Source organism: Ferrimonas lipolytica (assembly GCF_012295575.1).
GTDB classification, from domain to species: Bacteria; Pseudomonadota; Gammaproteobacteria; order Enterobacterales; family Shewanellaceae; genus Ferrimonas; species Ferrimonas lipolytica.
The window spans coordinates 704,009-727,769 of sequence record NZ_CP051180.1; the positions used below are offsets into that span (position 1 = coordinate 704,009).

The 23,761-nt window shown below is 49.5% G+C and carries 19 protein-coding genes; 13 read left to right on the forward strand and 6 right to left on the reverse strand.

Annotated features, from left to right (window positions below):
• The 10 genes from sucA to HER31_RS03385 all read left to right on the forward strand — a co-directional run bounded on the left by sucA (position 1) and on the right by HER31_RS03385 (position 13,450).
• Positions 1–2,802, forward strand: coding sequence for a 2-oxoglutarate dehydrogenase E1 component (gene sucA, locus HER31_RS03340; protein ID WP_168659263.1), 2,802 nt, complete (start codon positions 1–3; stop codon positions 2,800–2,802).
• 24 nt (positions 2,803–2,826) lie between these two features.
• Entirely contained in the window at positions 2,827–4,017 is a 1,191-nt protein-coding gene (gene odhB / locus HER31_RS03345) for a 2-oxoglutarate dehydrogenase complex dihydrolipoyllysine-residue succinyltransferase (protein ID WP_168659264.1), read from the forward strand.
• Positions 4,018–4,102: 85 nt separating this feature from the next.
• A complete protein-coding gene (sucC, locus tag HER31_RS03350; RefSeq protein ID WP_168659265.1) occupies positions 4,103–5,269 on the forward strand; it encodes an ADP-forming succinate--CoA ligase subunit beta in 1,167 nt (388 codons plus the stop codon).
• A complete protein-coding gene (gene sucD, locus HER31_RS03355) occupies positions 5,269–6,141 on the forward strand; it encodes a succinate--CoA ligase subunit alpha (RefSeq protein WP_168659266.1) in 873 nt (290 codons plus the stop codon). Before sucC ends, sucD begins: the two co-directional genes overlap by 1 nt.
• A gap of 127 nt (positions 6,142–6,268) precedes the next feature.
• A complete protein-coding gene (locus HER31_RS03360; protein WP_168659267.1) occupies positions 6,269–7,102 on the forward strand; it encodes an isopenicillin N synthase family oxygenase in 834 nt (277 codons plus the stop codon).
• A gap of 411 nt (positions 7,103–7,513) precedes the next feature.
• Positions 7,514–9,130: a methyl-accepting chemotaxis protein gene (locus HER31_RS03365; protein WP_168659268.1), complete on the forward strand. Its 1,617-nt coding sequence runs from the start codon at positions 7,514–7,516 to the stop codon at positions 9,128–9,130.
• A gap of 87 nt (positions 9,131–9,217) precedes the next feature.
• Positions 9,218–10,408 carry a porin gene (locus HER31_RS03370; protein ID WP_168659269.1) on the forward strand — a complete coding sequence of 397 codons (1,191 nt, stop codon included), beginning with the start codon at positions 9,218–9,220 and terminating at the stop codon, positions 10,406–10,408.
• A gap of 13 nt (positions 10,409–10,421) precedes the next feature.
• Positions 10,422–10,829, forward strand: a complete 408-nt coding sequence (locus HER31_RS03375) for a type 2 periplasmic-binding domain-containing protein (RefSeq protein ID WP_168659270.1) — start codon at positions 10,422–10,424, stop codon at positions 10,827–10,829.
• 248 nt (positions 10,830–11,077) lie between these two features.
• The gene (locus HER31_RS03380; protein WP_168659271.1) at positions 11,078–12,826 is read left to right on the forward strand and encodes a formate--tetrahydrofolate ligase; all 1,749 of its coding nucleotides are present in this window, start codon (positions 11,078–11,080) and stop codon (positions 12,824–12,826) included.
• A gap of 174 nt (positions 12,827–13,000) precedes the next feature.
• Complete coding sequence (locus HER31_RS03385) at positions 13,001–13,450, forward strand: YehS family protein (RefSeq protein ID WP_168659272.1); 450 nt, start codon at positions 13,001–13,003, stop codon at positions 13,448–13,450.
• A gap of 564 nt (positions 13,451–14,014) precedes the next feature.
• Here the strand turns inward: HER31_RS03385 and HER31_RS03390 are convergent.
• Entirely contained in the window at positions 14,015–14,407 is a 393-nt protein-coding gene (locus HER31_RS03390) for a hypothetical protein (protein ID WP_168659273.1), read from the reverse strand.
• Positions 14,408–14,636: 229 nt separating this feature from the next.
• On the opposite strand from HER31_RS03390, the gene HER31_RS03395 reads away from it, so the two are divergent.
• Positions 14,637–15,014, forward strand: a complete 378-nt coding sequence (locus HER31_RS03395) for a VOC family protein (protein ID WP_168663127.1) — start codon at positions 14,637–14,639, stop codon at positions 15,012–15,014.
• Between the two features lie 407 nt (positions 15,015–15,421).
• Here HER31_RS03395 and HER31_RS03400 read toward each other — a convergent pair whose 3' ends face one another.
• Positions 15,422–15,754, reverse strand: coding sequence for a PBPRA1643 family SWIM/SEC-C metal-binding motif protein (locus tag HER31_RS03400; RefSeq protein ID WP_168659274.1), 333 nt, complete (start codon positions 15,752–15,754; stop codon positions 15,422–15,424).
• A gap of 273 nt (positions 15,755–16,027) precedes the next feature.
• Here HER31_RS03400 and HER31_RS03405 point away from each other — a divergent pair, with 273 nt between their 5' ends.
• Positions 16,028–16,672 carry an MBL fold metallo-hydrolase gene (locus HER31_RS03405; RefSeq protein ID WP_168659275.1) on the forward strand — a complete coding sequence of 215 codons (645 nt, stop codon included), beginning with the start codon at positions 16,028–16,030 and terminating at the stop codon, positions 16,670–16,672.
• A gap of 5 nt (positions 16,673–16,677) precedes the next feature.
• On the forward strand, positions 16,678–17,169 hold the full coding sequence (locus HER31_RS03410; protein WP_168659276.1) for a hypothetical protein: 492 nt from the start codon (positions 16,678–16,680) through the stop codon (positions 17,167–17,169).
• On the opposite strand, the gene HER31_RS03415 is transcribed toward HER31_RS03410, so the two are convergent.
• The 4 genes from HER31_RS03415 to HER31_RS03430 form a co-directional block, all read right to left on the reverse strand.
• The gene (locus HER31_RS03415; RefSeq protein ID WP_168659277.1) at positions 17,162–18,310 is read right to left on the reverse strand and encodes a glycerate kinase; all 1,149 of its coding nucleotides are present in this window, start codon (positions 18,308–18,310) and stop codon (positions 17,162–17,164) included. The genes HER31_RS03410 and HER31_RS03415 overlap by 8 nt on opposite strands.
• 455 nt (positions 18,311–18,765) lie before the next feature.
• Positions 18,766–20,745 (reverse strand): MtrB/PioB family decaheme-associated outer membrane protein, encoded by a 1,980-nt coding sequence (locus tag HER31_RS03420; RefSeq protein ID WP_168659278.1) that lies wholly within the window; start codon positions 20,743–20,745, stop codon positions 18,766–18,768.
• Between the two features lie 12 nt (positions 20,746–20,757).
• On the reverse strand, positions 20,758–21,711 hold the full coding sequence (locus tag HER31_RS03425; protein ID WP_168659279.1) for a DmsE family decaheme c-type cytochrome: 954 nt from the start codon (positions 21,709–21,711) through the stop codon (positions 20,758–20,760).
• Positions 21,712–21,768: 57 nt separating this feature from the next.
• Positions 21,769–23,724 carry a multiheme c-type cytochrome gene (locus HER31_RS03430; protein WP_168659280.1) on the reverse strand — a complete coding sequence of 652 codons (1,956 nt, stop codon included), beginning with the start codon at positions 23,722–23,724 and terminating at the stop codon, positions 21,769–21,771.
• Positions 23,725–23,761: the final 37 nt, after the last annotated feature.

Sequence of the window (23,761 nt, forward strand, 5' to 3'; positions counted from 1 at the left end):
ATGCGACAGGATTCCCTCAAGGCTTGGCAACAAAGTACACACTTTGCCGGTGCCAACGCAGCTTACATGGAAGAGCTGTATGAGGCCTATTTGGAAGATCCCTCCTCGGTAAGTGAAGAGTGGCAAGCCATTTTTTCTGAGCTACCGGGACAAAGGGACGAAGTAGCGCATACACCAATTCGTGAATATTTCCGTGCCGCGGCGTTGGATAGCAATCGTTCTAAAAAGACTACTGTTGATCCGGAATTGAGCGAAAAGCAGGTGCGCGTACTGCAGCTGATTAACGCCCACCGTTTCCGTGGTCACCAAGGCGCTGATCTTGACCCTCTTGGGTTGTGGAAGCGTGAACCAGTACCAGAACTTGACCCTGCTTTTCACGGCTTAACCGTTGAAGATATGTCGCGCCAGTTCAATACCGGCTCCTATGCCGTTGGTGGCGATTCGATGAAGCTGGGTCAGTTGATTGATTCGCTTAAGCGTACTTACTGTGGCCATATTGGCGCAGAATACATGCACATCACCTCGACTGAAGAGAAGCGCTGGTTGCAGCAACGGATCGAAGGAGTGGTTGGTGTCGACAAGCTTAGCGCCGAAAAGAAAGTCCAGATTCTCGAAGGTCTCAACGCCGCAGAAGGGCTAGAAAAGTACCTAGGCGCTAAGTTCCCTGGGGCGAAACGTTTTTCGCTGGAAGGTGGCGATGCGTTGATTCCGATGATGCGTGAACTGATCTACCGCTCTGGCGATCATGGTGCTAAAGAGATGGTTATTGGCATGGCTCACCGTGGCCGTTTGAATATGCTGGTAAACATCCTTGGTAAGAAACCTGGTGATCTGTTTGATGAATTTGCCGGTAAGCATGACGAAGCGCTTGGCTCTGGTGACGTTAAATACCACCAAGGCTTCTCCTCTGATTTTGCAACCCCGGGGGGTAACGTTCACCTTGCGTTGGCCTTTAACCCATCCCACCTTGAGATCGTCTCGCCGGTTGTTATCGGCTCTGTCCGTGCGCGTATGGACCGTCGTGGCTGTACCAATGGCAACAAAGTGGTGCCGGTGACGATTCACGGCGATTCCGCTATTGCGGGTCAGGGGGTGGTGCAAGAAACCTTGAACATGTCGCAAACCCGTGGCTTCTCGGTTGGTGGTGCAATTCGATTGGTGGTGAATAACCAGGTTGGTTTTACCACTTCTAATCCTGCCGACACCCGCTCGACCGAATACTGTACTGATATCGCTAAGATGGTTCAGGCACCGGTATTCCATGTTAACGCTGACGATCCAGAAGCGGTCGCCTTTGTAGCTCAGCTGGCGATGGATTATCGCTATGAGTTTGGTCGCGATGTCTTTATCGATCTCATCTGTTACCGTCGTCATGGTCACAACGAAGCCGATACGCCAGACGCAACTCAACCGCTGATGTATCAAAAGATCAAGAAGCATCCGACCCCCCGCCGTTTGTACGCCGATAAACTGGTGGCAACCAAAGTATTGGAAGCGGAGCAGGTGACTGAACAGATCAACACCTACCGTGACCAGCTCGACGCTGGCGATTGTGTTGTACCTGAGTGGCGAACCATGGCAGAGCATTCCGTTGATTGGGAACCGTACCTCGGCCACCAATGGGATGTGGCATGGGACGACAAAATTGAAGTCGCGCAGTTGAGTAAACTAGCGGCGGCTATCAGTGAAATCCCTGAGTCGCACAAGTTGCAGTCGCGGGTTGCTAAGATCTATCGCGATCGTGAAACCATGGCCAGTGGCGATAAGCCTCTGGATTGGGGGATGGCAGAAACTCTGGCCTACGCCACCTTGTTGAAACAGGGTTACCGGGTTCGCTTGACCGGTCAGGATTCCGGCCGTGGCACTTTCTTCCACCGCCACGCGGTGCTACATAACCAAGATAACGCTACCGCATACATGCCGCTGCGTCATGTCGCCGATGACCAAGGTCCAATTGAGATTTTCGACTCGGTGTTGTCTGAAGCCGCCGCGATGGCATTCGAATACGGCTACGCTACCGCCGAGCCGTCAGGACTGACCATCTGGGAAGCACAGTTTGGCGATTTTGCCAACGGTGCTCAGGTAGTGATTGACCAATTCTTATCGTCGGGTGAACAGAAGTGGGGCCGTTTGTGCGGCTTGACGCTGCTGTTGCCGCACGGCTATGAAGGCCAAGGGCCGGAGCATAGCTCGGCGCGTCTGGAGCGTTTCCTACAGTTGTGTGCCAACTACAACATGCAGGTCTGTGTACCGACGACCCCAGCGCAGGTTTACCACATGCTGCGCCGGCAAACGATCCGACCGATGCGTCGTCCATTGGTGGTCATGAGTCCTAAGTCGCTGTTGCGTCATCCAATGGCGGTTAGCAGTATCGAAGAACTGGCCAATGGCACCTTCCAAAATGTAATCGGTGAAATCGACGATCTTGACCCAAGCAAGGTTGATCGTGTGGTGTTCTGTTCTGGTAAGGTCTACTTCGATTTACTGGAGCGTCGCCGCAAAGAGGAGATGGATAATGTAGCCATTGTTCGCATTGAGCAGCTGTATCCATTCCCTGCTGAGGAGATGAGTAAAATTTTGGAGCCGTATCAACACGTCACTGAATTTGTCTGGTGTCAGGAAGAGCCACAAAATCAAGGCGCTTGGTACTGTAGCCAGCACCATTTCTGGGCCGCGATTCCAAAGCGTGCACAGTTATCTTACGCCGGACGTAGTGCTTCTGCTGCACCAGCAGTGGGCTACGTTTCATTGCACAACACACAGCAACAAGCACTGATTGAAAGTGCGCTGAATCTGTATTAGAACAAGACAAGGATTGAATAGCCGATGAGCATCGAAATTAAGGTCCCCGTTCTGCCCGAATCGGTAGCCGATGCCTCCATTGCCACTTGGCATGTGCAACCAGGCGAAGCGGTTAGCCGTGATCAGAACCTGGTAGATATCGAAACTGATAAAGTAGTACTTGAAGTGGTGGCGCCAGAGGATGGCCAGATCAGCGAAATTCTGCAGGGTGAAGGCGAGACTGTTCTAGGTGAACAAGTTATCGCTAACTTCTTGGCAGGCGCTAAGGCTGGTCAAGAGGTGTCGAAACAGGAAGCCGAAGCCCAGCCAGTGGCAGAGTCTGACAGTAGTGATGCGTTAAGCCCATCGGTACGTCGTTTGGTTGCTGAGCACAACGTTGATATTACCGCCGTTAGTGGCAGTGGCGTTGGTGGCCGCATCACCAAAGAGGATGTCGAAGCCTTCATTCAAGGTAAAGGCAAGGCTGCGCCAGCTGCTGCCGCTCCTGCACCAACACCAGCCCCAGCGCTGAGTGGCCGTACCGAAAAGCGTGTGCCAATGACCCGCTTGCGTAAGCGCATTGCTGAGCGTTTGTTGGAAGCAAAGAACTCCACTGCCATGCTAACCACCTTTAACGAGGTTAATATGGCACCGATTATGAGCTTGCGTAAGCAATATCGCGACATTTTTGAGGAGCGCCATGGCATCCGTTTAGGCTTTATGTCGTTTTACGTAAAAGCAGTAGTTGAAGCCCTGAAGCGTTACCCTGAAGTGAATGCTTCGCTGGATGGTGATGACGTGGTTTACCACAACTACTTTGACATCAGCATTGCGGTTTCAACCCCGCGTGGATTGGTAACGCCAGTACTGCGTGATGCAGACAAGCTGTCTGTGGCTGAAATTGAACAGGGTATTAAAGAGCTTGCAGTTAAAGGTCAACAAGGCAAGTTGACAGTCGACGAGCTGACCGGAGGTAATTTCACTATCACCAACGGTGGCGTGTTTGGTTCTTTGATGTCGACCCCGATTATCAACCCACCACAAAGCGCAATTTTAGGTATGCATGCGATCAAAGACCGCCCGATGGCGGTTGATGGACAAGTTGTAGTGCAACCAATGATGTACTTGGCGCTTTCGTACGATCACCGAATCGTTGATGGCCGCGAGTCGGTTGGCTTCTTGGTAACCATTAAAGAGTTACTGGAAGATCCAACTCGACTGTTGTTGGACATCTGATCTACCTGGGGCAGCATCGCTGCCCCAGTTTCAACTCTGATTCTGATCAGAGCCAAGGATAATTAGAAGTAAACGGACTATAACCATGAATTTGCATGAATATCAGGCTAAGCAGATCTTCGCAGAATACGGTCTACCTGTATCAGAAGGTTACGCTTGTGACACCCCCCAAGAAGCAGCAGAAGCTGCCGGTAAAATCGGTGGCGACAAATGGGTAGTAAAGTGCCAAGTCCACGCCGGCGGCCGTGGTAAAGCCGGTGGCGTAAAGCTGGCTAACACTAAAGAAGAGATCCGCGAGTTTGCTCAGCACTGGCTGGGTAAAAGCTTGGTAACCTATCAAACTGATGCTGGCGGCCAGCCGGTAACTAAAATTTTGGTAGAGTCTTGCACCGACATTGATCAAGAGCTATACCTTGGCGCTGTTGTTGACCGTGGCACCCAGCGCGTGGTGTTTATGGCATCCACTGAAGGTGGCGTTGAGATTGAAAAAGTAGCTGAGGAGACCCCTGAGCTGATCCACAAAGCCGCTATCGATCCATTGGTAGGTCCAATGCCTTACCAAGGTCGTGAACTCGCATTTAAGCTTGGCCTGAAAGGTGATCAGATCAAGCAGTTCGTCAAGATCTTTATGGGGTTGGGGCAAATGTTCCTCGATAAAGATTTTGCACTACTAGAAATCAACCCACTGGTTATTACCGATAAAGGCGATCTGCACTGTCTTGATGGCAAGATCAACATCGATTCTAACGCCCTCTACCGTCAAGCTAAGGTGCGTGAAATGCACGACCCTAGCCAAGAAGATGAGCGTGAAGCACACGCTGCTCAGTGGGAGCTTAACTACGTAGCTCTTGACGGCAGCATCGGTTGCATGGTGAACGGTGCCGGTTTGGCGATGGGTACTATGGATATCGTTAACCTGCATGGTGGCAGCCCAGCGAACTTCTTGGACGTTGGTGGCGGCGCAACCAAAGAACGTGTTACCGAGGCGTTTAAGATCATCCTGTCTGACGATAACGTCAAAGCCGTTCTAGTGAATATCTTTGGCGGCATCGTGCGTTGTGACCTGATTGCCGAAGGCATTATCGGTGCAGTAGAAGAAGTAGGTGTAACCATTCCTGTTGTTGTTCGCCTTGAAGGTAACAACGCTGAATTAGGCGCTAAGACCCTAGCGGATTCAGGTTTGAACATCATCGCTGCAACTAGCCTGACTGACGCGGCGCAGCAAGTAGTAGCGGCAGCGGAGGCCAAGTAATGAGCGTTTTAATTAATAAAGACACCAAGGTTATTTGTCAGGGTTTTACTGGCGGACAAGGTACGTTCCACTCAGAGCAAGCGATTGAGTATGGAACGCAGATGGTTGGTGGTGTGTCACCGGGCAAAGGCGGTACCACTCATCTAGGCTTACCGGTATTTAATACCGTTCGTGATGCTGTTGAAACCACCGGTGCAACCGCGTCGGTTATTTACGTGCCAGCGCCGTTTTGTAAAGACGCTATCTTTGAAGCTATCGATGCGGGAATTGAGCTTATCGTAACCATCACTGAAGGGATCCCGACACTGGATATGCTGGAAGTGAAAGTTAAGCTAGACCAAGCTGGCGTTCGTATGATTGGCCCTAACTGTCCAGGTGTTATCACTCCGGGCGAGTGTAAGATTGGCATCATGCCTGGTCATATCCACCAGCCTGGCAAAGTTGGCATCGTCTCTCGTTCTGGTACCTTGACCTACGAAGCGGTTAAGCAGACCACCGACGAAGGCTTCGGTCAGTCTACCTGTGTTGGTATTGGTGGTGACCCGATTCCAGGTTCTAACTTCATTGACGTACTGGAGATGTTCCAGAACGATCCACAAACCGAAGCGATCGTCATGATTGGTGAGATTGGTGGTACTGCTGAAGAGGAAGCTGCCGCTTATATCAAGGCGAATGTAACCAAACCAGTGGTTTCTTACATCGCTGGCGTTACTGCACCAGCAGGTAAGCGCATGGGCCACGCTGGGGCGATTATTGCTGGTGGTAAAGGTACGGCGGCTGAAAAGTTTGCTGCATTGGAAGACGCAGGTGTTCGCACTGTTCGCTCATTGGCTGATATCGGTACGGCGTTGCGCGATGTAACCGGCTGGTAAGCGCAGCAACGGCATAATGTCATAGCGTAACACTCGTTAAGCCCACCTATTTTGGTGGGCTTTTTGCTTCCTAAGGCACTTAGCAGTAGTCTTAATTCGGGAGTTTAACCATAAGGATATCGGCAATATGGAATTGGTTGCAGTAGATTACCAAGCCCCAGATGCGGCAGAGCAGTTTGTTCGCTCATTGCATAATACCGGCTTTGCAGTGATCAAGAATCATCCAATCTCACAAGAGTTGGTAGAAACCATTTATCAACAGTGGGGGCGCTTCTTTCTTACCGACCAGAAAAGCAATTTTCGTTTCGATCCGAAAACGCAGGATGGCTTCTTTCCTGCTGACGTATCAGAAACCGCGAAGGGCAACGACAAGAAAGATCTGAAGGAGTATTTCCACTTTTACCCTTGGGGGCAATGTCCTGACTCACTGCGAGTTGAATTGGCCAGCTACTATGCCCAAGCTGGGGCATTGGCCAGTGAGTTACTCACTTGGGTACAACGTTTTGGCCCCAAAGAGCTTACCAACGGCTATAGTGAACCATTGCCAAGCATGGTCTATGGCAGTGACAAAACCCTGCTTCGGGTGCTTCACTATCCGGTGTTGCAGGGTGATGAGCCAAAGGGGGCAATGCGGGCTGCCGCCCATGAAGATATCAACCTTTTGACCATCCTACCTGCAGCTAATGCTAAGGGGTTGCAGCTTAAAGACGGGCAAGATTGGGTTGAGGTGGCGGCAGACTTCGGTCATTTGGTGGTTAACGTTGGCGATATGCTGCAAGAGGCGTCTAACGGCTATTTCCCTTCGACCACTCACCGTGTGGTTAATCCAGACTCTAGTGATAATAGCGCTAGGATTTCACTGCCTTTGTTCTTGCATCCTCGACCAGAGGTGGTGTTGTCGGAACGGTATACCGCTGAAGGTTACCTTACCGAGCGATTAAAGGAGCTTGGCGTATTATAATTTATTAGCGCAATAATCATTCACTTTATAAAAAGGCATCATTTATTGGTGCCTTTTTTATTGATGTTAATTGTACGCCTCCCATTAATATTTTTAGTGACATTAATTTGGCGGTCGACATGTTCTTGTTACACCAATTGTTGCTTTATTGCCCAAAAGAAAAAATTGTAAAAAAAAACAGGTTATTGTTAACCTGAATTAGGTTATTGTCGATGCCTTACTAAGTTTAGGAAGTTCATCGTAACGAAAGCATGTTGGTTATAGTGGATTGGTTGTGATTGGGTCGTTCATTAGTGTTGGTTATTTAAGGAGTTACTGCACTGTTACGGATTTTTGTTTGGTCGATTTAGATTGGTAGGTGACTGGTTTATTTTTGTTCAAATAAATAAGTACAGTAAAGGGATGTTCACAATGAATTTATTAAAACGATTATCTATCGGCAATAAGATTGCGATCATTATTGGTGTGGCAGTGGTTAGTTGTGTTTTGTTACTGGCACTGTTCAGCGTCCATAGTACGCGCAATCTCGAGCGACTGGAGCTGTTGCAAAAATCGCTTTATCCATCGATGCAGCAGTTGCAGTCGATGTCGATCAAGACGGATCGCATTGTTGATTCGCTGCGCACTGCAGTGATGGTGGGCGAAACCGATATGCTGGAAAGCGCGAATGAGTTCCGGCAACAATGGCTAAAGAGCGCGCAAAAGCTAGCAGCAGTGCAGCCAATCGCAACACAAAATCCACAGCTTGAGCGACTAATGCAAAGCTACTATAGCCAAGCGTATGCTCTAGCTAAAGGCATGCTGGATGGCACTCTCGACTTTCAGCAGATGGAGGCTCAAGCAGGGAAAATAAATAACGAGCTTGAGGCGTTACAACAATTCCAAACTGAGATGATTAGTTCGGCTCAGCAGGCAGTTGATTTTGCAGTGCAAGAAACCAATGATGGTAGCAGTGAAGCTCAATTTTTAGCCGCTGCATTAGGTTTAATTACTATTATTATGGTGCTGTTTATTGGCTGGTCAGTCACACGCAATATTACCAGCGGTATTAATAGTGTAACTGATTCCCTTAAAGAGATTGCCTCGGGTGAAGCTGATCTTACCGTTCGGTTAAAATATGATGGTAAAGATGAACTAGGAGAATTGGTTAGCTACTTTAATCAGTTTGTCGATACCTTGCAGGTGTTGATTAGCCAAACCAAAGATAACACCTTAAAGCTGGGTGAAATGGCAACTCGCTTAGGTCAAGTTAGTACAGTGACCAATAATAATATTGCCTCTCAATCCCACGCCATTGAGCAGACTACAGGCGCGCTAAGCGAAATGTTTGCCAGTGTAAAACACATTTCTGAACACGCGGCTATGGCCAGCAGTGCCGCGACCCAAGCCAGCACAGATTGTGATGAAGGTCGTACCTTGATGCGTGCCAGTGTTGAAACTATTAATGAGCTGGCCCACGACGTTAAACACACTGCTGATGAAATCGGCCGGCTAGAGAGTCATACCAATAATGTCGGTAGTATCTTAGACACCATCCGCAGTATTGCAGAGCAAACCAACTTGCTAGCACTTAATGCAGCTATTGAAGCGGCTCGTGCTGGTGAACATGGCCGAGGCTTTGCCGTTGTTGCTGATGAGGTACGTAACCTTGCATCACGGACCCAGATCTCCACTCAAGAGATTCAAGTAGTGTTAGAGGAGTTACAGAGTGCATCTAAGACTGCCGTTGCTGCGATGAGCCGCGGCAGTGACCGCACCGAAACCAGTGTTGCCCAAGCGGAAAATACCGGAGTGTCGTTGAACAATATCAGCGATCAGGTCTCGGAAATATCGCAAACCAACCATCTGATAGCCGCTGCAACCGAAGAGCAAAGTGCGACCTCAGAGCAGATCCGCAACTACATCGAAGAGATTCAAACTATGGCACGTCAATCGACGGAGAACACCGCTGAGCTCGAAGATGTAAGCCAATCTCTGCTAGAGATTAATCAGCAGCTAGTCAATGAAGTAAACCATTTCAAGGTTTAGTTCAGTCTCACAACACTGACAACGTTCCCTCCTTATACCTATTTGGCGCTGTAGTAGCGCCGCATTTTCCTCGTCTGGAGTTTAGAAATGGAATTGAAAAAACTTAGCTTATTCATTGCGTTAGGGCTAGCTATGCCAACCGCGATGGCCGCAACCGAGGCCAATGCTGAAATCGACCAATTAAAGAGTCGAGTGGCACAATTGGAATCAAGTGTGGAAGTAAACAGCTGGATTGAACGCTTTAGGGTAAATGGCTTTGCATCACTTGCTGTAGGCATGGCGAAAGATGGTGCCGGTTACGCAGGTTATAATGACGATGAGCTCAACTTCTCTCAAGACAGCTTGTTTGCTATTCAAAGCACCTACCAAATCAACAGTAAAATGGATGCAACGTTACAGCTGATATCCCGCGGCCGTGATGATTGGGATCTAAAAACTGAATGGGCCTTTGTGTCCTATGAGTTTGATAATGGCGCCCAAGCTCGCGCAGGTAAGCTGCGATTGCCGCTGTTTATGCTGTCCGATTACTTAGAGGTAGGTTATGCCTATCCATTTGCGCGTCCATCGGCAGAGGTCTATAGCGTCTCTCCGGTTAGCTCCTATACCGGTGTTGAACTGCTACATACCTTCGATTTCGATAATTCATCACTGAGTGTCCAGCCAATTTGGGGTGAGATGTCGGTTCTAGCTGAAGACAGTAGCTTTGGTGAGAAGTCTGAATTCAGCGACCTTTATGGTTTAGCTGCTACTTACGAGTGGGAGCGAGTTACCTTGCGCGGTAGCTATTTTTCGTCGACCTCTGATAAGGATAATATCGATTTTTTAGCTAATAAAGACGTTGATTTTTATGGCTTTGGTTTTCGTTATGATGCTAACGAATTTATGCTGATGTCTGAGTACACCATTATAGAAGTCGATGATGAGTACCCAGATACAGATTCTTTCTATGCCGCTTTGTCATATCCAATTGGTTCAGTGACACCGTACATCATGTACTCGGTGGTTGAGAGTCAGGATGACGACGATCGTGTTATGCCTATGGGTTTGCGTTCAGCACTCGACGTTGAACGTACTACCTATTCTGTGGGAGCTCGCTGGGACTTTATTGCCGGTGCGGCGCTTAAGTTCGACGTGAGTTACTCTGACGATTTCAACGGCAGCTCCGCCGCCCTCGAAGGCAATATTGGTGAGCTAGCTGGATTGCCCGGTGTGCCAGTTGTCGTTGATAACTTTGATGAAGCACTGGTGTACACCGTTAAACTCGACGTGATGTTCTAAGGGGATAATAACAATGAAAAAACTGTCTATTGCCTTAGTGGGTATTGCGTTAAGTGTGTCTGCTCAAGCCGATGTGGTGCTGGTTGGTAACCCCGCAGCTGCTGAGCTCAGTCAAACGAACGCCTCTAAGCTGTTTCTAGGTAAGATGAAAACCCTACCTTGGGGCGGCAAACCGAAGTTGATTGAGCTGCAAGACGGCAATCCATTACGGCTTGAATTTCATCAAAAGGTAACCGGTAAGACCGAAGCACAGCTTAAGTCTTATTGGTCACGCTTGGTGTTCACCGGCAAAGCTGCAGCACCGTCGCAAGTAACTTCTGCGGCACAAGTTAAACAGCAAGTTGCAGGTAATTCAGCGGCGGTTGGCTATATCGATCAAGCTGATGTAGATGACAGCGTTAAGGTGCTACTAACGCCATAATCTGTCCATTGGGTATCGTTGTGTACCCAGAGGATGAAGACACGAGGCCGAGCTTACTGCTCGGTCTTTTGCATCTAATCAACACCCGCCAGAATCCGATAATAATAACGGTGATTGTGATCACGGTTGAGAAAATCAAAAAATCTGCATGAATCACTTGTGTGAACACAGTGTTCTAACTGTGCTGATGTACACTGCGCGCGCCAGATATTGTGTTCAATCCACTGCCACAAGGGATGTCGAGTAAGATGAAGTCCGACTTAGCTATTTCACAACAGACCACACTGAAACCCATTAGCGTTATTGCCGCTCAAGCCGGAATCTTAGCTGATGAGGTAACATCCTATGGTGATACCAAGGCCAAACTGAAGTTTTCGCTGTTAAAGCGAGCAGAAGCTGAAGCTCAAGGGAAATTGGTTGTAGTAACGGCGATCACACCGACACCGCTAGGCGAAGGTAAAACTGTGACCACGATAGGTTTGGCCCAAGGTCTACAACGTATTGGCACCAAGGTGATGGCATGTATTCGTCAACCGTCAATGGGGCCAGTATTTGGGGTTAAGGGAGGTGCAGCTGGCGGTGGTTATAGCCAAGTTGCGCCGATGGAAGAGCTGAATCTTCATTTAAGTGGAGATATTCATGCGGTAGCGGCCGCACATAACCTTGCTGCGGCAGCCATCGATGCCCGACTGTTCCACGAGCAGCAGCTTGGTAATGAGTTTACAGCTAAGACGGGGTTGTCACGGGTTGATATCGATCCTAACCGGATTGCGTGGCGTCGTAGTGTTGATATGAACGATCGCGCACTGCGCCGGGTCACCATTGGCATCAATAGGCCGGGCTCAAGCGCCAATGGCATCGAACGCGAAAGCGGCTTTGATATTACTGCTGCGTCTGAGTTAATGGCAGTGTTGGCATTGGCTGCTGATTTAGCCGATTTACGTCAGCGCCTTGGTAAGGTGGTGTTGGCCTATAATATCGATGGTAAACCGGTTACTGCTGAAGATATTCAGGTGGCTGGTGCGATGGCAGCAGTAATGCGCGACGCGGCCCAGCCGACACTAATGCAAACCTTAGAGGGTGTGCCTACCTTGGTGCATGCTGGCCCATTCGCCAACATCGCGCACGGCAACTCCTCCATTATTGCTGATAAAATGGCACTTGGCCTAGCCGATGTAGTCGTTACAGAGGGTGGGTTTGGCTCAGATATGGGCTTTGAGAAAGCCTGTAATATTAAAGCGCGTGCCGCGGGTAAATCCCCAGATGCCGGTGTTGTTGTTGCTACCTTACGTGGCCTAAAAGCCAACTCTGGGGTGTATGATTTACGCCCAGGACAGACGCTGCCGCAGGCGATTTTCGAACCAGATCAACATGCCCTTGAAGCTGGCTTTGCTAACTTGCAATGGCACATTAATAACGTTAAGCGTTATGGGATTCCAGTTGTGGTGGCCTTAAATCGCTTTCCGCAAGACAGCGATGCCGAGCTGCAATGGCTGCAACAGCAAGTGGAAGCTCAAGGTGCATCGGTGGCCATTTCTGAAGCATTTAGTAAAGGCGGCGAGGGTGCTGAATTGTTAGCACAGCGAGTGGTTGAGGCTCTAGCACAACCATCAGAACAGTCGTTCCAATATCTGTATGATGTTGAACAATGCATTGAGCATAAGCTACTAACGATGGTGGAAGCAGGTTACGGTGGTGCTGGGATAGAGCTTAGTGAACAAGCCAAGGCCGATATCCTAACGTTGGCTAAGTTGGGCTATAGTAATCTACCGTTATGTATGGCCAAGTCACCGTTGTCAATCAGTCACAACCCCGCGTTAAAGGGAGTTCCTCGTGACTTTACGGTGCCAATCTCGTCGCTAAAACTGTGTGCTGGCTCAGGTTTCATTTATGTCTTAACCGGCAATGTCATGACCATGCCAGGTTTGTCGGCGACGCCCGCTTACTTAAATATCGACATCGATGCCGATGGCAATATTACCGGCCTGGATGAGTGATTTTTAGTGTAACGATGACCGCTTGCTTGGCGTAATAAGATTGCGCCGTGTCATCATTGCCGCCAACATTTGTTACAGGCAAATCAGACAGGATAGCCAGAATCGGTTATCCTTATTGATTATTTTAAGCCTGTTGCGGCTGCTTTGCGCCCAACCACCTCTTAGGACACATGAATGATTAATAACGATGTACTGCGCATGGTGCGAGATTTACTTGAATACGATGATGCCACCATGACCGATGTGTTTGCGTTAGCTGAGCACACCATCGACGTAGACACCGTCCATGCCATGTTGTTAACCAACGGCGACCAAAATTATCAGAAGTGTGACGATGAGCTTCTGGCGACCTTTTTGAATGGTTTGATCAACAAGCTGCGTGGTAAAAAAGAGGGTGCTCTACCACTCGCAGAAACACATATCAACAACAATGGTGTGTTTATGAAACTGCGTATCGCTTTGAATTTGCAAGCTGAACAAGTTTTGGAAACCCTAGCGCTGGGCGGTGTAGAGCTGAGTAAGCACGAACTGAGTGCGTTTTTCCGTAAACCGAATAACAAACACTACCGTGACTGTAATGACGCAACCCTAGTCGCGTTTTTACGTGGTGCGGCGTTGCGATAAAACGCGACTAATAATCGATTTGACTAACGCCAAACGGGCAACCGTTTGGCGTTTTTTTATGGCTTAGTACCAACTGAGTGTTGTGCTAACCAATGCTGTTAAAGCACTGGCTAGGTGAGTCGCGATACAAAGGATAAAGCACTACCGCTATTGATCTTCTGCCGCATTGGAGCAGTTCAGCGAAGCGTTTTGGACTGTGACCTAAGGCAAAGGGGGCGAAGCTCCCCCCTTATGCATACAATGATGTGCCGCCGCCACCGCGACATATTCCCCTAAAAGCACCGAAATCGGTGAAGCCGAAGGCTTAAGATAAACTTCAACAGTTAACTACGATATAGCCTTTTTATGCCAATTTGAGTGTCGTGACAACCATGAAATGTCGTGAGTTCTTGAGGCGCACGATGTTGGTTCCAATTGGTTAATCCAAAGCTTATGGGTAACTAAGCTGATAGTACTGGCGTCAATTGGGTTAATAACCACTGCTGGGTGAGCAGCACTAGTGGAGCAATAAACTCGTATTAAGCTAGCTGTGCGATTTATCGGCACCGCTAGCTTAGTTAGCTGCTATTTGCCTGCAAGGTGATCAAAGTGGGCGTGGTCTTCGGCACAAAAGCTGGGTAGTAGCACCAATGGAATGGCTTCAAACTCAATTCTGTCTAGCGGTTGATAGCGCGCTCCGACCAGCGAGCTGGCTCGAATCCCATCTTCTAACGCTAACCGCTCGGGGTAACGAAAATCGACAATCAGATCTTCATCCGTGTGCCAAACCAACCAGTAGTGTGGGGTTACCGCAAAACCTTCATCATCGATATAGCTGCCGCTCCAAAGGCTAGCCGATTGCTGGTGGTGCGCCAGAATACTGAACACCGCTTGAGACAGTGGTTTAGCCGTAAGCTGTGGCGTCGGTAGGTCGAGCAGGGCATTAATTAACTGAGTTGCGGTGAACGTTGTTGTCATAACCCGCTCCTTAACGATGGATCTTAACGGTAATAATCAGTTACCTCGTGACTAACTGCAAGTGGCATCGCTAGCTCAGCACGATTAATGGCAAAACAGCGGTGCTGGTTTGGGAAGGTGGCTACCCAAGTAGTGGGCATGCCTTGAATTTTCTCTGTGGTTGCTGCACTTTATGGTTCAACGCTCAAGCTGTTGTTGAGATGGAATGTGGGATTCACAAGGAGAGAAGATGTTCAGTCACATCATGATTGGCGCCAATGACATGCAGCAATCTAAGCGGTTTTACGATGCCGTATTTGCTGAGCTTGGCTACAGCGCAGGCACCATGGACGAGAAAGGGCGCTGTTTCTATATTACTCCAACCGGAGTCTTTGCACTTACCAAGCCGATAGATGGTAAGGACGCGACTCACGGCAATGGCAGCACCATTGGTTTTGCAGCAGCGTCGCCCCAACAGGCGGATGCTTGGCATCAGGCTGGTCTTACCAACGGCGGTAGCGCCTGTGAAGAACCACCTGGGATCCGTGCTGGTGGTTCTATAGGGGATCTCTATATCGCCTACCTGCGTGATCCATCAGGTAATAAAATCTGCGCGTTACATCGTTAAACAATCAAGGCTTAGCCCGATAGCTAACGTTAATACCTAATCGCTGTAGCTAAAAAGGCTGTGTACTAACTAAGTGTTTTTCTTTTCAATACTGTTAAAGCACCAGCTAGGCGAGTATTGATACAAGGGGTAAAGCACTACCGATGTTGACCTTTTGCCGCATTGGAGCAGTCTAGCGAAGCGTTTTGGACTACAACCTTAGGTAAGGGGGATTCCAAAGGTGGGGGGCAGAACTCCCCCCTAATGCATACAAGAATATGCCGTCGCCACCGCGGCATAACCCCTTAAGAGAACTACAAGCGGTAGAGCCGAAGGCTTGATATAAACCTCAACACTTAACTGTGACACCGCCCCAAAAAACGCGGTGACCTAAGGCGCCGTGTTTTAATTCAGGAAAGTGGGGGAACTTAACCGCAGCACTTCTTGAATTTTTTACCACTGCCGCAAGTGCATGGGTCATTACGACCTGGGGTCGCCGCGGTGGTAACGGTTTCCGGCTTGGAAACTATCGCGTCCAGTTGCGTGATATCTTCAGCTTGATCGGCGATCACTGCAATGGTGGCAACCAAATTGTGTTGCTCAACCTGTGCTTGAATCTCTGCGCGGCGCGCTTCGGTAGCAACTTGCAATGATAACGGCATCTCTTCGCTACCCAGCTTTACTTCACGTTTGGTGTTGTAGCCGAAACTTTCGTGCTTGGGTTTCTTCTCAATTTTGCCTTTAAAGAAAAACTTAGACATGGATGCGTTACCTATACAATTGTGCTGGGCGGAGCGTTATACCCTATTTGCGGCTAAGTTTGTACTGAATATTGCTTACTCTTAGCGCAATCGTGACCATGTCATCGAAGCGGGTTAGGTCGTTGAGTTAAACCGGTTTCAGCGGCAATATCAGTAATGTGTGCGGTTGACGCAGTTTGTTATCACTTTTTACTCTTTCAGACCGAGTTGGTGTGTGTTTTCGGTTGTCGGAATTTGCTAATCTGCTTGTCAATTATCTAAGTGAGAATCGTCATGAAGTACCAGATCATCCCAGTGACCCCATTTCAGCAAAACTGCTCACTAGTGTGGTGTGAAGCCACTAAACAAGCAGCAGTGATCGATCCCGGCGGCGACATTGAGCGCATCGTTAGTGCAGCTGAAACCCTCGGGGTGACCATTGAACAGATCTGGCTTACCCACGGTCATATTGATCATGTAGGTGGTGCGGATAAGTTGGCTAAGCAGCTTCAGGTTAATATCCTTGGCCCGCACGAAGCCGACAAGTTCTGGTTGGACGCGCTTGATCAGCAGTCGCAAAAGTTTGGCTTCCCACGTATTGAACCCTTCACCTCAACTCGATTCTTAATCGAGGGTGACCGTCTTAACTTAGGTGAAATTGAGTTAGAAGTAATCCATACCCCAGGTCATACGCCGGGCCACGTGGTGTTTTTCCACCGCTCTAGCGCGACCGCCTTTGTTGGTGACGTGCTGTTCCATGGTTCCATTGGCCGTACCGATTTTCCTATGTCCGATCACCAAGCACTTATTGACTCTATTACTCAAAAACTGTGGCCATTGGGCGATAACGTTAGCTTTATTCCGGGGCATGGCCCAGGTGCGACCTTTGCTGATGAACGTCGTAAGAACCCGTTTGTTGCCGATTCGGTATTGGGTTAAGTCGCTTGAAGCGCATTCTTAAAGCCGCCCTGATGGGCGGTTTAATGTTGCTCTGTTACAGTGCTGCCGCTGTTGATCTTGGACAAAAGTTGAACCAATTCAGCTTGGAGGACCAGTTCGGTCAAGCTCATCTTGTCGACATCTCCTCAGCCACCTTGCTGTTTACCGATAGCCGTTCGGCGGGAGAGGTTGTCTCTGCGGTGATGCAGCAACTGCCTTTGGTTGAACAGCAACGGCTGACTTACGTGATCGACATCAGTGAGATGCCGTCGATGATTACGCGATTCTTTGCTCTTCCAAAGATGAAGAAGATGCCGTTTATCATGCTGCTGGATAGGGATGGCGATGTTACTTCCAGCTTTCCCCGACGCGAAGACCAAGTGACGCTGATGTGTATCAGCAACGGCAAGCTAAGCGACCTACAGTTTTATCAGCAGCAACAGCAGCTCCAACAAGCACTGCTGCAGCCACAATGTGAGCGACTAGCGGCTAATTAAACTCGAGCTTTTGCGCCAGTGACCAAACGCGTATGACGTTGGTTGCGGTTTGTTTTAGGTTTTCTGCAGCCCCTAATTTAACCAGTTCAAAACTCATCGGTGCCGGTACGCAGGCAAACATGGCATCAAGCCCGTGTTCGCTCAACACCTTGGCGTCCTCTTTTAAACTGCCGGCGATCGCAATAACAGGCAGGTTGAATTGCTTTGCTCGTTTTGCCACTCCAATCGGGGTTTTTCCGTGCACGCTTTGAGCATCAAGCCTACCTTCGCCAGTAATAACCAGATCGGCGTCGGCAAGGTAGCTATCCAGCGCAATGGCATCCAATACCAAGTCCACTCCAGGACGGAGCGTGGCTTTAAGGAAAGCGATAGCACCAGCACCCATTCCACCGGCAGCACCGGCGCCGGCGTTATTGATTACGTCTATATTTAGCTGTTGTTCAATGCAACGGCCAAAATGAGCCAAGGCGCTGTCGAGTTGCTGCACCATGGCCTCAGTAGCGCCTTTTTGTGGGCCAAAAATGGCCGAGGCACCGGTAGCTCCGCACAACGGATTATCAACGTCGCACGCCACCTGGATATCGATCTGTTGTAAACGCTTATCGATACCGCTTAAATCGATGCTCGACAGGGCAGCCAAAGCAGCACCACCAGAGCTAATATGATTACCATCAGCATCCAATAGCTTGGCACCTAGGGCTTTTACCATACCGGCTCCGCCGTCATTGGTGGCGCTGCCACCTAGCCCAAGTAACAGCGTATCGATACCACAGTCCAATGCAGCCTTGATGAGTTCGCCGGTACCAAAGCTACAGGTATTGAGAGGGTTGCGTTGCTCCGGTGCTACCAGGTGTAACCCAGACGCTTCTGCCATCTCCACCACTGCAGTCTTGCCATCGCCTAATAGCGCAAACTTGGCTTGATTTGGGCGGCCAAGCGGGTCACAGGCAGTAATCTCAATAAAGCGTCCGCCGGTGGCATCAACCAAGGTTTGAGTTGTGCCTTCACCACCATCGGCTGCCGGCAGTTTAACCACTTTGGCAGTTGGCATAGCAGCAAGGATCCCTGCTTCAATTTGGGTAGCCGCTTCCATCGCGGTTAAGCTCTCTTTAAATGAATCTGGGGCAACGACGATCTTCACGGCTTTCTCCGATACACAGTTTATGGGCGCTATTATTGTGATTATATAGGGAGTTTCCTCTTAACCAGTTCACAGTTGTGGCGGTTAGATTGTGATTATTTGATATTTTTTGTGTATGGCTACGCCAGTTGCTTTTAAAGCATACAAAAAGGCTGTGTACCAATTAAGTGTTGTTCTTTCTAATACAGTTAAAGCACCGGCTCGACGAGCGCCGATACAAGGGGTTAAGCACTACCGCCGTTGACATTCTGCCGCTTTGGACTGCGACCTAAGGCAAGGGGGGATTCCAAAGGGGCGAAGCTCCCCGCTAATGCATACAAGAATGACCGCGACATCCTCCCCCAAAAGCACCGAAATCGGTGAAGCCGAAGGCTTAAGATAAACTTCAACAGCTAAGTACGACACAGCCTACAAAAAAGCCCACCAAAAGGTGGGCTTAGTAAAACTAACGCGATTTACAAATCGTAGCTGAAGCTCAGCATGATTAGGTGTGCGTTGTAGTTGTGGTCAAGATTGCCAAGAGTGACTAAGTTGTCCACTTCATACGGGTCTACATTGCCGTAATCGGTCTCTTCGAAGCGTTCGTACTGGTAGTCAAGGCGTACTGCCATACCGGTGCGGATTTCAACTTCGGTAAACAGGTTAACGCTGTGGCTAGTAGCAAAGTAGTCATCGTAAGGTACGGTTACACCTTGCTTCATTACGGTGTCGCTGGTCGAGTCCGCGTAGAGGTAATCAACACCTACTACGGTGTTTTCTAGCAGCTGGTAATCAGCACCGAAACCAAGGTGAACAAACTCATCTTCAACGTCGGTAAACCAGTTAGCTGAACCACTGCCGCCACTGCTACCTTGTTGCTCGGTGTTGATCCACTGCTGGCCACCGTAAACGTGTAGATTCGCCTTACCGATTTGGTAGCTTAGTCCCAAATCGAAGCCGTAATCTTCACCTTCGGTTAAACCAATATCGGTGTTGTCGTAATCGTCTAATGCCCAGTAGCCATTAAAGTCGATTGCGAGGTTGTCCAACGGAGTGTGGGTAACCTCAAGCTTCGCTTCGGTACGGTCACGATCGGCTAAGTTGTAACGACGCAGCAGGGTGTTGTCTTCGCTGGCGGTTAAGCGATCGGCATCGTACTCGGATAGGTCACGATGGCTGTAGCCACCTTTAACTGCGATATCCCACTTGTCGAAAGCAGTAACACGAAGTTTGATGGTGCCGGCGTGATCCTGAGTTTCCTCTTCATCCCAACCTTCGGCAGTACGTTGCTTCTGCTGGTACTCATATTTACCGTCTACACGATAGCCAGAGGCGATACGGTAGCTAGCACCCAAATCCAGATCGGTTTTGGTGGTGTCAAGCAGTGTTACCTCTTCCAGCTCACCACTGATTGGATCAACGGTGAAATCGGTACCGGCTAAGATCGATGACTTGTTGTCACGATCTGAGTAGTCAACACCTGCAGTTAAGCGCAAACGGTTAGTAGCAAGGGTAGTGAACTTGATGTTGGCATCAATGGTTTCTACCTTGCCGTCAAACGCTGCAACGCTGGTGCTGGAGATGGTGTTGGAGTCTTGGTTCATCTCACCAGAAACGAAACGGGCAGAGATGTTACTGCGACCGAACTGATAAGCGCCATTGGCGATGATCTGGTACGCGTCATTGCTTGGCTCGTACGCTAGTGCGTCTTGGTAGCCATTGAAGTCAATTGCCGCGCCCTGATTGTTGTCGAACTCAGAGTATACGTAACCAACGCCAGCAAACCAGTTAGCGCCCACTAAACGAGCACCGGCTTCCCAGCGATCGGTAGTGGTATCGACTGCCTGAACGATATTGGTTGCGGTTAAGCCACCAATTGAAGCAGAACGGTTACCGGTTTTGTCTTCACGACGGAAATTAGCGTAGGTTTCAACCATGCCAATCTCAGCGTCAAGAGCAAAGCCGTAGCGTTCGCGCTCCAGTTTTAGGTCTTGGTCTACCAACTCTCCGGTTGCGGTGAGGCTGTCACCACTGGTTACGTATTGGCTTTGTGCGGTGCCTTTGTAACTGGTGTAAGTTGCATAATCGGCTTGCAATACTGCAACGCCCATTTTACCCGCAGACATGGATGCAGTGCTGTTTTCACGGCCCAAGTTATCCATCTTCAGGGTGGCTTGGTGGCCAGCTCGACGATAGGTCAGATCAGCGTTGACACCATAAATCGCGCCATCTTCGTCGCCCATAAAGGCGTTGTTGGCGTGAATGTCGTTGGAATCAACAGTACCAGCGCTAATACCAACGCTGCCACTGGCGCCGTCGGTGGTGACACAGCGCTTACATTGCCACTTATCCAAGTTCACTTTATCGGTATTGGCGTTGGCCAAACCATAGTTCGCCATCGCGCTGCCAGACATGCTTACCAGCGCTAAGGTGATTAGATTCAAATGCAGTTTCATTGCGGTACTCCCTTAGCGCATCAACGCAGAGCCATTCGGGTGGTTAGACCCGTGGATCTGATTGTGACAGTTCAAACAGCTCTTACCTGCAGTCATCACATCGCTACCTGAGTTAAACGCAGGGTTACCGTTGTGAGCGCTAGAGTGACAGCTTTGACACAGTTGCGGTGCACGACGAGTCAACATGTCTTTGTTAACGCTGCCGTGAACGTTGTGACAAGCGCTACAGTCTTCAACCACTGGCTCGTGTTCAAACAGGAAAGGACCGCGTTTTTCAGCATGACACTCGTAACAGTTTTCGTTGATGCTGGTGCTGTTAAGCGCCGCTTCAGACATAGAACCGTGGGCGTTGTGACAGCTAGAACAGGTCATGCCACCCCAGTCCATTGGGTGAGCACTGCGCTTAGCCATATCCGCTTTTTGACGGGTGTGACAGTTGCTGCAGGTTTCAACCTCAGTGGCAGGTTCCATGATTGGGTCTTTGGCTGCGTGCACTTGGTGACAATCAGCACAATCCAACTCTTCTAGGTTGTGAGTCGAGCTATGCCACGCCATGCGCTCTTCGTCTTGGTGACAAGAGAGACATACGCTGTTTTGTTTTTCTGAGCTAAGTGGAGAACCTTCGCCAAAGGCGATCATTGGCTCTTTACCACCTTTGTTGTGCTTGCCCATTGGCCCGTGACAGGCTTCACATTGCAGACCAGCCATAGGGCTGTCTTTGTGATCCATACGGCCATGAACACCATCAAATAAGGCCATCACCTTGTCTGACTTTTTGTGACACATCAGACAGTTGTCAGCGCCTTTCTTAGAGTATTTGCCTTCGGCAAACTTCTGATCCAATACCGCTTCAAACTCGGCTGAATCCATGTGTGCCCATTTGCCTGCAGCCATTGCTGGCGAGGTGCAAGTTAGGGCCAACAGGGCTCCACCAAGCACTGTGGCAATAAGTTGTTTTGCGTGCATAAAGCGATTTCCTTATATGCATTAAATAGGGGAGGGCGAGCCTCCCCGCAGGCTTGGTTAGAACTTCACACCGTGCTGTTCAGTTAGCGCATCAGCAGCGTGACAGTTGCTACAGGTCTCGATAGCTTGGTTTGCTTCCGCTTCAGTACCGTTGATAACGGCACCACCAGCAAGCTTCATGTGCTCGATGGTGATTTCGTCGTCAAAACCGTGACAAGAGGCACAAGTTGCCGCCCAAGGGGTTGAGAACTGAGCTGTCTCTGCTGAGTAGAATGAGCCAGTAGCCATCGCCGTTTTATCTTCGAACGAGTCGGTGTTGAATCCGGTATGACACTTGGTGCAATCACCTGCAACAATTGGATCTGCTACGTCAGAGCTGTGGGCGCTGTGTAGTTTCATCTCCAATGCGCCTTGGTTAGCGCCATACGCGTAGGTACCGTAGGTGTTGTGACAAGCGGCACAGTCACCAACCTGCATATTGTCGTTGAAGGTGTAACCAGAGTGGTGGCTATCTTCTACGCCGGAGTTATGCACTTGGAAGTTGTCGCCATGACAGTTGAAACAGGTGGAGCTATCGATTGAATCGTAGTGACGGTTGTTGATGGTCACTCCTTCAATCGCAACGGTACCTGCCGCGCTGTCGATAGATACGTAATCTGCTTCTTCTGAACATGGAGCAAAATCGCCATCTTCAGCACAGAAACGTAAACCAGCAATAACCAATGCGCTTTCAGTAGCGGCATCACCAGCAAGCAGGTCATCAAAGACAACTACTAGGTTACCATCGACGATGGTTGCAGCAATCTCGTCACCACGAAGAACCGCTTTAGCCTTCTCACCGTAGTTCAGTTGGGTTGCTTGCGGATTGATGTTGCCAATTACTTCAAGGAAGTCGAGCGAGTCGGCGTAGTTAGCAGCATCAACGGCGGTGCCGTTGGCGTCAACCAAACCGATGGTGGCAGTAACTGCGCCATCAACACTGGCAGTCAGGGTCATGGTGGTTGCTAGTGCATCAGCTACTTTGTCAGCGTTGAGGTAGTCACCAATATGGTATTCCTCAATCTGGCTCGGAGTGTGACAAGCGGAACAGGTGCTGTTGCTTTGTTCTTCTAGGTGACGACTGTAGATGGTGTTCTTATCTGCATCGTAACCGTCGTTGTGACAAGCAGAACAGGTTTCCTTAGTCGGAACGCGATTCCAGTTACCTGACTCTGCAAGCTCTTCAGTCACAATGTGACAAGCTTGACAGTTGTTGCCGATAAGGGCTTCGGCAGCAACGCCGTCGTAGATTTCACCGTTCTTGTCTTCCAATGATTGATCATCATTGTGGATGAAGTGCACTAAGTGCTGGAAGCTTGAACGTTCACCCGCCATACGAGTTTCGTTGTGACAGTTAATGCAAGTTTCAACTTCTTGATACTTACTGTGGCGACGGGTTAACGCTTCCCCTTCGGTGTGACAGGCTGCACAGCTATCGTGGGACACTACGTCTTTGGTGTACAGCGCCGGGTTACCAGCGTGATCAACGTCGTAAGAAAGCTCGTTGTGTGGTACTTCGGTGGTGCCATCAGCCAAGGTGCCAGCTTCAGAAACAACGTTGTAGCGCTGGGTTAGCGCGGCGTTTTGCTCTAGCTCGGCAAAGGTGAAGGTGTAATAGCCGTTGCCTTGATCAACTACAGCACTGTTGTTGCCGTTGCTTTTCCAGCGAGCAGAACTGCCAGATTCGGCGTAACCCATTGGGTAGAGTTCGTATTGCTTCACTTCGATATCGGTTAAACCAACCACAGATTCATCATCTTGGTTAGTGGCCAATACGGTTACCTGAGGCTGACCATCAACTTGCTGTACGTCAGTTACCGCAAGGTTTAGATCGGTAATGGTCATTGCTGGCTCGCCACCAGGGCGGCCAGGTTCGCCTGAGTTACCGTCGCTACCGTCGCTACAGCCTGTCAGAGCTGCGGCTACCAATGCTGCTAAAGCAGTTAGGCGCATGTGTGATTTTTGTGTTGTCATTATATTTATTCCCTGCAACAAGAATATTTGGACTCGA